General features: G+C 59.8%; 5 protein-coding genes. 4 read left to right on the forward strand and 1 reads right to left on the reverse strand.

Annotation, left to right across the window (positions count from 1 at the left end; translation table 11 throughout):
• Positions 1-5852 (reverse strand): retention module-containing protein (locus tag AC07W7_RS19660; RefSeq protein ID WP_495039944.1); only part of this gene is annotated, 5852 nt, incomplete at its 3' end.
• A 337-nt stretch (positions 5853-6189) separates the two neighbouring features.
• On the opposite strand from AC07W7_RS19660, the gene AC07W7_RS19665 reads away from it, so the two are divergent.
• The 4 genes from AC07W7_RS19665 (at position 6190) to AC07W7_RS19680 (ending at position 12210) form a co-directional block, all read left to right on the forward strand.
• A complete protein-coding gene (locus tag AC07W7_RS19665; protein ID WP_495039945.1) occupies positions 6190-7551 on the forward strand; it encodes a TolC family outer membrane protein in 1362 nt (453 codons plus the stop codon).
• A gap of 41 nt (positions 7552-7592) precedes the next feature.
• Positions 7593-9749: a type I secretion system permease/ATPase gene (locus tag AC07W7_RS19670; protein ID WP_076961972.1), complete on the forward strand. Its 2157-nt coding sequence runs from the start codon at positions 7593-7595 to the stop codon at positions 9747-9749.
• Entirely contained in the window at positions 9739-11100 is a 1362-nt protein-coding gene (locus tag AC07W7_RS19675; protein ID WP_495039946.1) for an HlyD family type I secretion periplasmic adaptor subunit, read from the forward strand. The genes AC07W7_RS19670 and AC07W7_RS19675 overlap by 11 nt, the downstream gene beginning before the upstream one ends.
• A 225-nt stretch (positions 11101-11325) precedes the next feature.
• The gene (locus AC07W7_RS19680; RefSeq protein WP_495039947.1) at positions 11326-12210 is read left to right on the forward strand and encodes a TauD/TfdA dioxygenase family protein; all 885 of its coding nucleotides are present in this window, start codon (positions 11326-11328) and stop codon (positions 12208-12210) included.
• Positions 12211-12216 lie beyond the last annotated feature (6 nt).

The following is a 12216-nucleotide window of genomic DNA, read 5'->3' on the forward strand; positions in this document are numbered from 1 at the left end:
GGCGCGGTCAGGGTGACAGTGGTGGTGTTATCGGTGCCCGGTGTGTCAGTGACAGTCGTGGTGACCTTGTCGGTACCCGGAACCAGATTTTCAAAGTGTTCGCCACCGGTGACTTCTTTAATACCGGTAGTAACGGTTTGATCGCCTTTGTACACGTCATCCGGTGCCACAACCGAAACAGTGCCGCTCGATTGATCGACACCAATGGTGATGACCTGCTTGTTATCCAGGGTGATCGTCAACGGACCAGTGGTGTTCAGCACCGGTGTGCCGTTTTTATCCACCAGGGTCGCGGTGTAGACGATCTGGCCGCCTTCGCCCACGGTTTTAGTGGCCGTCAGCACCACATCGACTTTGTCGATGGTGTCGTTGATGGTGGTAGTGGCGCCATTGCCTGCGACTACGAGCTTCTCGAAGTTACCGCCGGCGGTGTCGGTGATCTTGACGGTCTGGGTACTCTTGTCGATGAACACGTCATCGCCAGGGGCATCCACCGTCACCGTGCCAACAGTTTCGCCGGCCTTGATGGTGATGGTTTGTTTGTTATCGAGTGTCAGGGTGACGTCAGTGTCAGCCTTGTTGCTCAAGGTGGCGGTGTAGGTGATCTTGCCGCCTTCACTCACTTCCGACGGAGCCGTCAAAGTCACGGTCGTGGTGTTATCGGTACCTGGGGTATCAGTAACAGTCGTGGTGACCTTGTCAGTACCCGGAACCAGGTTTTCAAAGTGCTCGCCGCCAGTTACTTCCTTGATGCCGGTAGTAACAGTCTGGTCGCCTTTGTACACATCATCCGGGGCCACAACCGAAACAGTACCGCTCGATTGGTCTACACCGATGGTGATGACTTGTTTGTTATCCAGGGTGATAGTCAGCGGGCCGGTGGTGTTCAGCACCGGTGTGCCGTTTTTATCCACCAGGGTCGCGGTGTAGACGATCTGGCCGCCTTCACCCACGGTTTTAGTGGCCGTCAGGACTACATCGACCTTGTCGATGGTGTCGTTGATGGTGGTGGTTGCGCCATTGCCAGCCACTACGAGTTTCTCGAAGTTACCGCCGGCTGTGTCGGTGATCTTGACGGTTTGCGTGCTCTTATCGATGAACACGTCATCGCCTGGGGCGTCCACCGTCACGGTACCGATGGTTTCGCCGGCCTTGATGGTGATGGTTTGTTTGTTGTCGAGTGTCAGGGTGACGTCAGTGTCAGCCTTGTTGCTCAAGGTGGCGGTGTAGGTGATCTTGCCACCTTCGTTGACGGCGCTTGGCGCGGTCAGGGTGACGGTGGTGGTGTTATCGGTGCCCGGTGTGTCAGTGACAGTCGTGGTGACTTTATCGGTACCTGGGACCAGGTTCTCGAAGTGTTCGCCACCGGTAACTTCTTTAATGCCGGTAGTAACGGTTTGATCGCCTTTGTACACATCATCCGGGGCCACAACCGAAACAGTACCGCTCGATTGGTCCACACCAATGGTGATGACCTGCTTGTTATCCAGAGTGATAGTCAACGGACCAGTGGTGTTCAGCACCGGTGTGCCGTTTTTATCCACCAGGGTCGCGGTGTAGACGATCTGGCCGCCTTCACCCACGGTTTTAGTGGCCGTCAGCACCACATCGACTTTGTCGATAGTGTCGTTGATCGTGGTAGTCGCACCATTGCCAGCCACCACGAGCTTCTCGAAGTTACCGCCGGCGGTGTCGGTGATCTGGACAGTCTGGGTGCTCTTGTCGACGAACACGTCATCGCCAGGGGCATCCACCGTCACGGTACCGACAGTTTCACCGGCCTTGATGGTGATGGTTTGTTTGTTATCGAGGGTCAAGGTGACGTCAGTGTCAGCCTTGTTGCTCAAGGTGGCGGTGTAGGTGATCTTGCCGCCTTCGTTGACGGCGCTTGGCGCGGTCAGGGTGACAGTGGTGGTGTTATCGGTGCCCGGTGTGTCAGTGACAGTCGTGGTGACCTTGTCGGTACCTGGAACCAGGTTCTCGAAGTGCTCGCCACCGGTAACTTCTTTAATGCCGGTAGTAACGGTTTGATCGCCTTTGTACACATCATCCGGTGCTACAACCGAAACAGTGCCGCTCGATTGATCGACACCAATGGTGATGACCTGCTTGTTATCCAGGGTGATCGTCAACGGACCAGTGGTGTTCAGCACCGGTGTGCCGTTCTTATCCACCAGGGTCGCGGTGTAGACGATCTGGCCGCCTTCGCCCACGGTTTTAGTGGCCGTCAGCACCACATCGACTTTGTCGATGGTGTCGTTGATCGTGGTAGTCGCACCATTGCCAGCCACCACGAGCTTCTCGAAGTTACCGCCAGCGGTGTCGGTGATCTTGACGGTCTGGGTACTCTTGTCGATGAACACGTCATCGCCAGGGGCATCCACCGTCACGGTACCGACAGTTTCGCCAGCTTTGATGGTGATGGTTTGCTTGTTATCGAGCGTCAGGGTGACGTCGGTATCCGCTTTATTAGAAAGCGTAGCGGTGTAGGTGATCTTGCCGCCTTCACTCACTTCCGACGGAGCCGTCAAAGTCACAGTGGTGGTGTTATCGGTACCCGGTGTATCCGTCACCACGGTAGTGACTTTATCGGTACCCGGAACCAGGTTTTCAAAGTGCTCGCCGCCAGTTACTTCCTTGATGCCGGTAGTAACAGTCTGGTCGCCTTTGTACACATCATCCGGGGCCACAACCGAAACAGTACCGCTCGATTGGTCCACACCGATGGTGATGACCTGGTTGTTATCCAGCGTCACAGTCACAGGGCCGGTGGTGTTCAGCACCGGTGCGCCGTTCTTATCCACAAGCGTGGCGGTGTAGACAATTGCGCCGCCTTCGCCCACGGTTTTAGTGGCCGTCAGCACCACATCGACTTTGTCGATGGTGTCGTTGATCGTGGTAGTCGCGCCATTGCCAGCCACCACGAGTTTCTCGAAGTTACCGCCGGCGGTGTCGGTGATCTGGACAGTCTGGGTGCTCTTATCGATGAACACGTCATCGCCAGGGGCATCCACCGTCACGGTACCGACAGTTTCGCCAGCTTTGATGGTGATGGTTTGCTTGTTGTCGAGGGTCAGGGTGACGTCAGTATCCGCTTTATTAGAAAGCGTAGCGGTGTAGGTGATCTTGCCACCCTCACTCACTTCCGACGGAGCCGTCAAAGTCACAGTGGTGGTGTTATCGGTACCTGGGGTATCAGTAACAGTCGTGGTGACCTTGTCAGTACCCGGAACCAGGTTTTCAAAGTGCTCGCCGCCAGTTACTTCCTTGATGCCGGTAGTAACAGTCTGGTCGCCTTTGTACACGTCATCTGGAGCCACAACCGAAACAGTGCCGCTCGATTGGTTCACACCGATGGTGATGACCTGGTTGTTATCCAGCGTCACAGTCACAGGGCCGGTGGTGTTCAGCACCGGTGCGCCGTTTTTATCCACAAGCGTGGCGGTGTAGACAATCTCGCCGCCTTCACCCACGGTTTTGGTCGCCGTCAGAACCACATCAACCTTGTCGATGGTGTCGTTGATCTGCGTTGTCGCCCCACCCGGTGCGATATCCAGCTTCTCGAAACCACCGCCCACGAAGTCTGGATTGATCGTGACGTTGATCGGACCTGCGTCTTTGAAGACGTCGTCGCCCGGTGCCTTGGAGGTCACCTGGCCGGTTGTCTCGCCCTTGGCGATGGTGATGACGTCACCGTTGCTCAGGGTCAGGGTCAGGTCGCTGCCGGCCTTGTTGCTCAAGGTCGCGGTGTAGGTAATGGTCCCGCCTTCGTTGGCCTCGCCTGGCGCGGTCAGGGTGACGGTGGTGGTGTCGGTGGTGCCGGGGGTGTCGGTTACGGTGGTGTTGACCGGCGTAGTGCCTGGCACCAGGTTCTCGAAATGCGCGCCGCCGGTCACCTGGGTGATGGCGGTGGTGACGGTCTGGTTGCCTTCATACACATCGTTCGGCGCAACCGTGGTGGTGGTGCCGGCGGATTGGCCGACGCCGATAGTAATGGTCTGGCCATTGTCCAGCGTCACGGTCAGCGGATTGGTGGCATTGGTCACGGGGTTGCCAGCCTTGTCCACCAGCGACGCGGTGTAGACGATAGTACCGCCTTCGCCCACGGTGGTCGTCGCGGTCAGGACCACATCGACCTTGTCGAGTGTGTCGTTGACGGTGGTGGTTGCCCCATCGCCCGCCACTTCCAGTTTCTCGAAGTTGCCGCCGGTTGTCTCGGTGATCTTGACGGTTTGCGTGCTCTTATCGACAAACACGTCATCGCCCGGAGCATCGACCGTGACCGAACCAATGGTTTCGCCCGCCTTGATAATGATGGTCGAACCGTTATCCAGCTTCAGCGTAACGTCAGTCTCCGCCTTATTGGAGAGCGTGGCGGTGTAGGTGATCTGGCCGCCTTCGCTGACATCGCCCGGTGCGGTCAGCGTCACGGTGGTGGTGTCGACCGAGTCGGTGATGGTGGTGACGGCTGGCGCCGGGTTGGGCACCAGGTTTTCAAAATTGCCGCCGGTGGTTCCGGTGATGGTCGTGGTGACCGTGCTGCCGTTGACGTAGACGTCATTGGCCGGGGTGTCGACCACCACGGTGCCCACGGATTCGCCGGCCTTGATGGTGATCACCGAACCGTTGGACAGGGTGACCGTCAGCGGGGTTTGCGCCGGGTTGGTCAAGGTCGCGGTGTAGGTGATCTGGCCGCCCTCGGTGACCGTGTTGGTGGCGGTGAGGGTCAGGCCGGTGTCGTCGAGCGAGTCGGTAATCGTGGTGACGGCTGGCGTGGTGTCGGGCACCAGGTTTTCAAAGTTGCCCCCGGTTGCCCCGGTAATCGTGGTGCTGACCGTGCTGCCATTGTTGTAGACGTCATTGGCCGGCGTTTCGACCACCACGGTGCCCGTGGACTTGCCCGGTTCGATAGTGATCACCGAGCCGTTGCTCAAGGTGATGGTGACCGGGGTCTGCGCCGGGTTGGTCAAGGTGGCGGTGTAGGTGATCGGGCCGCCCTCGGTCACCGTTTCGCCTGCTGTCAGGGTGACCGTGGTGGTGTCGATGGTGTCGGTGATCTGGGTCACGGCCGGTGTTGGGTCGGTGGTCACGATCAGGTTGGCGCCGCCAGTGGTGCCGGTGATGGTGACGGTGATCTGGCCCGGGTCGATGTACGGGCTGTCGTTGGGCGCCAAGGGTACATTGACGGATCCGGTCAACTGGCCGGCGGGGATGGTGATCACCGAACCGTTGGACAAGGTCACATTCAGGTCGCCGCTCGATGCCTGGGTCACGGTGGCGGTATAGGTCAGCACGCCACCGGCTTCGGTGATCGTCGGGGTTGCGCTCAGCGTCAGGGTGGCCGCCTGTTGGACCAGGCCTGCATTGGTGCCCAGCCCTCCGATGTCTTGGGTCAGGGGCGAAGTGGCAAAGCCCAGGCCGCCAGTCGGGAAGCCAATCTGCGGCGCAACGCTGCCCGCAGTCGCATCCAGCAGGACAAAGCTGTGACCGCCCCCCGCAGCGCCCGTACCGGGAGCATTTGCGCCGGCGGCGGTGGCTTCCAGGTCGGTTGTCGGGTCAGCGCCGGCCGCAATGGCTTGTTGCAGCTCGGCAACTGACGGCGCGGCCTGGGCGGTCGCTGCGGCCAGGTCGGTGCTGGAGTCCGGTGTCGCGGCGCTCCACTGGGTATCGCGGCCCAGGTCCAGAATGCGACCATCGGCCAGCTCCAGGCTGATGGCGCCCGACATACCGGTGTCGACTTGGTCGCCTGCGAACAGGCGGTCACCTTCAACGAGTACACGCCGCGCCCCTTCCGGAGAAATAACAAAAACCTGGCCAACAATGCTTTTGACGATGGCAACAACACTGCTCATGAAGATTTCTCCGGCGATCCGTTCGGGTGACTTCCATAGGCCTGGCCACTAGTTAGACGCCAGGTTGGAGGTGCTTTGAAATTTGACGATTGTTTCGTCAATATTTTGGCTTCTTTATTTCGCAATTAACTTTATGCCAAACTATTGACCTTCTTGGCGCCATCCTAAACAATCGCTCCACTAATGTCACATTGATATTTGCGCGGCGAACCGTCCTACATGTGTGAACCAGTTCCGCTTTTGAACTTTCCGACGTACGGTCATTACGGTTGCCATTTTCCGACACAGCGGCCTGATCTGCTGTGACTTGAGACAAGAAGTCCTGGGGAATTCCTAAATGCGTCTGCACCTGCTCAAGGCAATACCGTTCGTCCTCGCTACCAGCTTTGTACAAGCTCAAACCTTGCCGCAAGCAATGCAGCAAGCATTGGATGTGCATCCGGAAATCCAGGCCGGGGTGAATAGCCGCCTGTCTGCCGACTACCAATTGAAGGCGGCCCAGGGCGGTTACCTGCCGCGGGTGGATGCTTTGGCGGGTTATGGCCGTGAAGGCACCGATAATTCCACGACCCGTGCCAACAATGCTTCCCGTGGCAGCTCCAAGGATTGGGATACTCTGAGCCGTGGTGAGTCTAGCCTGCGTTTGCAGCAAATGATTTTTGACGGTTTTGCCACCTCCAACGAAGTCGGGCGTCAACAAGCCACCGTCAATTCCCGTGCCTACTCGTTGCTCGGCACTTCCGAGCGCACGGCATTGACCGTCGCCCAGGTTTACCTGGATGTGCTGACCCGTCGCGAGTTTGTACGCCTGGCCGAAGACAATCTGCGTAACCACGAGCGTATCTACGACCAGATCAAGCTGCGCGCCCAGCGTGGCGTGGGCAGCGGCGCTGACCTGGACCAGGCCGAAGCCCGTCTGGCCCAGGCCCGCAACAACCTGATCACCGAGCAGACCAACCTGGCCGACGCCCAGACCAACTATTTCAGCGCCGTTGGCCAGATGCCCGACCAACTGGAGCGTCCGGGCGGCCTTGCCATGCTGCCCGCCGACCTGAACGAAGCGCGCCGCCAGATGCTCGACAACAGCCCGATCCTGCGTTCGGCCGAGTCCGATATCGTCGCCGCCGAAAAGCAGTATGAAGCCGCCAAATCTGCCTTCTACCCACGTTTCGATGCCGAACTGGGCACGAATGCCGACAATAATATCAGTGGTCAGCCTTCCCACAGCAACGGTTGGGAAGCCATGGTCCGCATGCGTTTCAACCTGTTTGCCGGTGGCAGCAACAAGGCCGATCTGGAGTCCAAGTCCTATCAGTCCAATCAGGCCTTGGATATTCGCAACAATGCTCTGCGCGTGCTGAACGAAGAGCTGGGCCTGGCCTGGAACGCCTTGAACAACGCCAACGCCCAGGTGCCGATCGCTCAGCAATACGTCGATCACAGCACCAGTGTGCGCACGGCCTATCAGAAGCAATTCACCCTGGGCGAGCGGACCCTGCTCGACTTGCTCGACAGTGAAAACGAATTGTTCACCGCTTCGCGTCGTCTGGAAGAGATAAAAAACGTTCAGTTATTTACTCAGTACCGAATCAAGGCGACCATGGGCGAGTTGCTCAAGAGCCAGGGAGTGGTCGCACCGATGGCCTCCGTCGTACAGAACGACGTGAAGCCGAAAGTTCAACTGCCGGGGATGAATTGAGCTATTCCTTATAGACCTATCCGTTAGTTGAGAGAGCCCGCGTGGAATCAGAAGTTAGTCGAGTCCATCTCAGTCATGATCCACGCACATTGCACGACGACCCGTTACTCGACGGGTTGTTGGCGCTCTGCGCCCTGCACCAGAAGCCCGCCAGTGCGGCGATGCTGACCACCGGTCTGCCATTGCCATCGCAGCAACTGACTGCCGATTTGCTGGCCCGGGCCGCCGCCCGCGCCGGTTTGCAAGGGCGGCTGCTGCAACGCAAGCTCGATTCGATTCCCGCGATTGCCATGCCGGCGCTGCTGTTGCTCAAGGACGGCCGCAGTGCCGTGCTGCTTGGCTGGCAGGGTGAAGACGAGGCCCAGGTGCTGCTCAGCGAAAGCGATGGCGGTGAAACCATCGTCAAGCGTGAAGCCTTGGCCGATGACTACATCGGTAAAGTGTTCTTCGCCCAGCCCCAGCACAAATTCGATGTCAGCCACGGCACCCTGATCCCCCGGGCCCGCTCGTGGTTTCGCGACACCCTCAAGCGTTCGCGCTGGCTCTACGCCGATGCCATCGCCGCCAGTTTCCTGATCAACCTGATTGCCATGGCCGCGCCGTTGTTCGTGATGAACGTCTACGACCGCGTGGTGCCGAACCAGGCCATCGCCACCTTGTGGGTGCTGGCCACCGGTATTTTTATCGCCTATGTCTTCGACCTGGTCCTCAAGAGCCTGCGCAGCCTGTGCCTGGACCTGGCCGGCAAGAAAACCGACCTGATCATCTCGGCCACGCTGTTCGAGCGGATTGTCGGCATGTCGATGAAGTACCGCCCGGCGCGGGTCGGCAGCTTCGCCCAGAACATCCACGAGTTTCAGAGCCTGCGCGACTTCCTCGCGTCCCTGACCCTCACCAGCCTGATCGACTTGCCGTTCACCCTGCTGATCTTCCTGGTGATCGCCATCCTCGGCGGGCACCTGGTGTGGATCCCCATGCTGGCCTTCCCGATTGCCCTGGGCATCGGCTACCTGCTGCAAAAGCCACTGGTCGCCACCATGGAGCGCACCATGGCCCTGGCCTCCGAGCGCCAGTCGAGCCTGATCGAAACCCTGGCCGGGCTGGATGCGGTCAAGGTCAACAACGCCGAAAGCGAGCGCCAGTACCAGTGGGAACAGACCATTGGCACCCTCAGCCGCCTTGAGCTGCGGGTGAAAATGCTCTCTGGGCTGTCGATGAACATCACCCTGCTGATCCAGCAACTGGCGGGTGTGATCATGATTGTCTTCGGCGTCTACCAGATCATCGCCGGCAACCTCAGCATGGGCGGCCTGATTGCCTGCTACATGCTCAGTGGCCGCGCCCTCAGCCCCCTGGCGTCGCTGTCGGGCTTGATGACCCGCTACCAGCAGGCCAAAGTCACCATGGTCTCCACCGACCAGATGATGGAGCTGCCCCAGGAGCGCAACTTTGAAGAGCGCCCCTTGAGCCGCCGCACCCTGCAAGGCGCCATCGAGTGCCGGGGCCTGAACTTCACCTACCCCAACCAGCAGAACATGGCGCTCAAGAACATCAACCTGGTGATCAAGCCCGGCGAGAAGATCGGCATCATCGGGCGCAGCGGCTCGGGTAAAAGCTCCCTGGCCAAACTGATCGTGGGCCTCTACCAACCCGACTCCGGCGCCTTGCTGGTAGACGGTGTAGACATTCGCCAGATCGACGTCAGCGAACTGCGCCACAACGTCGGCTACGTGCCCCAGGATATCCAGCTGCTGGCCGGCACCCTGCGCGACAACCTGGTCTCCGGCGCCCGCTACGTTGAAGATGAAGTGGTGCTGCAAGCCGCCGAACTGGCGGGTGTCCACGAATTTGCCCGTCTGCACCCGCAAGGCTACGAGCTGCAAGTGGGCGAGCGTGGCCAGAACCTCTCTGGCGGCCAGCGACAAAACGTCGCCCTGGCGCGTGCCCTGCTGCTCAACCCGCCGATCCTGCTGCTGGACGAACCGACCAGCGCCATGGACAACACCGGTGAGGAGCGCCTTAAACAGCGTCTGCAATCCGTTGTGGCCAACAAGACCGTGGTGCTGGTGACGCACCGTGCGTCGTTGCTGTCCCTGGTGGACCGTTTGTTGGTCATCGACCGTGGGCAGATCCTCGCGGATGGCCCGAAAGCCATCGTGATGGAAGCGTTGAAGAAGGGGCAGATCAGTGTTGCGTAAATTCAAGGACGCGGTCCGTCGTTACTTTATTGGTTCCGATTCACTGGATGGCCAGCCACTGCCCGAGGTCAAGAAGGCCCTGATCGAAGATGCCCCGCGCGTGGTGCGGCTGACCATCTGGGGGATCATCGGGTTTTTCCTGTGCATGTTGCTGTGGGCCGGCTTTGCCCAGGTCGACGAAGTGACGCGTGGGGACGGCAAGGCCATTCCATCCTCCAAGCTGCAGAAGATCCAGAACCTGGAAGGCGGCATCGTCGCCGAGTTGTACGTCAAGGAAGGGCAGATCGTCGAAGCCGGCGCGCCGCTGATTCGCCTGGACGACACACGTTTTGTCTCCAACGCCGGGGAAACCGAGGCCCAGCGCCTGTCCCTGCTGCTGCGCATCGAACGCTTGAGCGCCCAGGTCGAAGACCGGCCATTGAATATCCCTGAAGACGTGCGGGCCGCGGCGCCCACCCAGGCCATCAACGAGCAGTCGCTGTACGAAAGCCGGCGCCAGCAGTTCAAGGACGAAATCGGCGGCTTGCAAGAACAACTGACCCAGCGCCAGCAGGAGATGCGCGAATACACCTCCAAGCAGGGCCAGTACCGTAGCCAGCTGTCGTTGCAGCGCCAGGAAATCAACATGTCCGAGCCCCTGGTCGCCCAGGGTGCGGTGTCGCCAGTGGAAGTGCTGCGCCTCAAGCGTGCAGAAATGGAAACCCGTGGCCAACTGGACGCCACCACCCTGGCCATCCCCCGCGCCGACTCGGCGATCAAGGAAGTGCAGCGCAAGATCGACGAAACCCGCGGTAAATACCGCAGCGAAGCCCTGACCGAACTCAACGAAGCCCGCACCGACCTGAACAAGGCCCAGGCCACCGGCAAAGCCCTTGAAGACCGAGTGAGCCGGACCCTGGTCACCTCGCCGGTGCGTGGGATCGTCAAGCAACTGCTGGTCAACACCATTGGCGGGGTCATCCAGCCGGGCAGCGACATGGTGGAAATCGTACCGTTGGACGACACCCTGCTGGTGGAAGCCAAGATCCGCCCGCAAGACATTGCCTTCCTGCACCCGGGGCAAGAGGCCGTGGTCAAGTTCACCGCCTATGACTACACCATCTACGGCGGCCTCAAGGCCAAGCTGGAGCGTATCGGTGCCGACACCATCACCGATGAAGACAAGAAAACCACCTACTACATGATCACCCTGCGCACCGACCGCAGCCACCTGGGCACCGATGAGAAACCGCTGATCATCATCCCCGGCATGGTCGCCTCGGTCGATATCATCACCGGCAAGAAAACCATCCTCAGCTACCTGCTCAAGCCCATCATCAAGGCCCGGGCGGAGTCGTTGCAGGAGCGTTGATCGCGATTGCCCGGCCTGGCCTCATCGCAGGCAAGCCAGCTCCCACATTGGATCGGTGTACACGGTCAAAATGTGGGAGCTGGCTTGCCTGCGATAGGGCCCTCAACTCCACCACACTTTCCGGCCTCAACCCCCTAAAAGGCCATATCGTTATTCTCTAACGGTATTTAAATTCAAATTCTTATATCTATAAAGTCACTCTCCTGACTGCCAGGAAGTGATCTCATGTCCACCGCCACAGCCGCCTTGCCCACCGCCCAAACCTTCGACATCCGCCCATTTCCCGGCAGCGTAGGCGCCGAGATCATCGGCCTGGACCTGTCGCGCCCGGTCAACGACCAGGACTTCGCCCGCATCCACCGTGCGCACTTGGACCACCATGTGGTGGTGTTCCGCGACCAGCGCATCACCCCCGAGCAACAGATCGCCTTCAGCCGCCGTTTCGGCGTGTTGCAGATCCATGTGCTCAAACAGTTCCTGCTGGCCAACCACCCGGAAATCCTCATCGTCTCCAACATCATCGAGAACGGCCAATCCATCGGCCTGGGCGATGCGGGCAAGTTCTGGCACTCGGACCTGTCCTACAAGGACCTGCCGAGCCTGGGCTCGATGCTCCATGCCCAGGAACTGCCGGCCGAAGGCGGTGACACCCTGTTTGCCGACATGCACAAAGCCTGGGACCAGTTGCCCGGGCACCTGCGCCGCGCCGTGGCAGGCCGCAGCGCTGCGCATTCCTACACCGCGCGCTACAGCGAAACCAAATTCGAAGGCAACTGGCGCCCAACCCTGACCCCCGAACAACTGGCCCAGGTCGCCGAGGTGGTGCACCCGGTGGTGCGCACCCACCCGGAAAACGGCCGCAAGGCACTGTTCGTCAGTGAAGGTTTCACCACCCGTATCGTCGGCCTGCCCGAAGACGAAAGCCGCGACCTGCTGGCCCAGCTCTTCGCCCACAGCATCCACCCGCAAAACATCTACCGCCATAGCTGGCAGCCCCACGACCTGGTGTTCTGGGACAACCGCTCGCTGATCCACCTGGCCGCCGGTTGCCCCAGCCACCTGCGCCGCAAGCTGTTTCGCACCACCATCCAGGGCGACGCCCCCTTCTGATTAGGA

The sequence above is a fragment of the Pseudomonas sp. GW821-FHT01D09 genome (assembly GCF_059422465.1).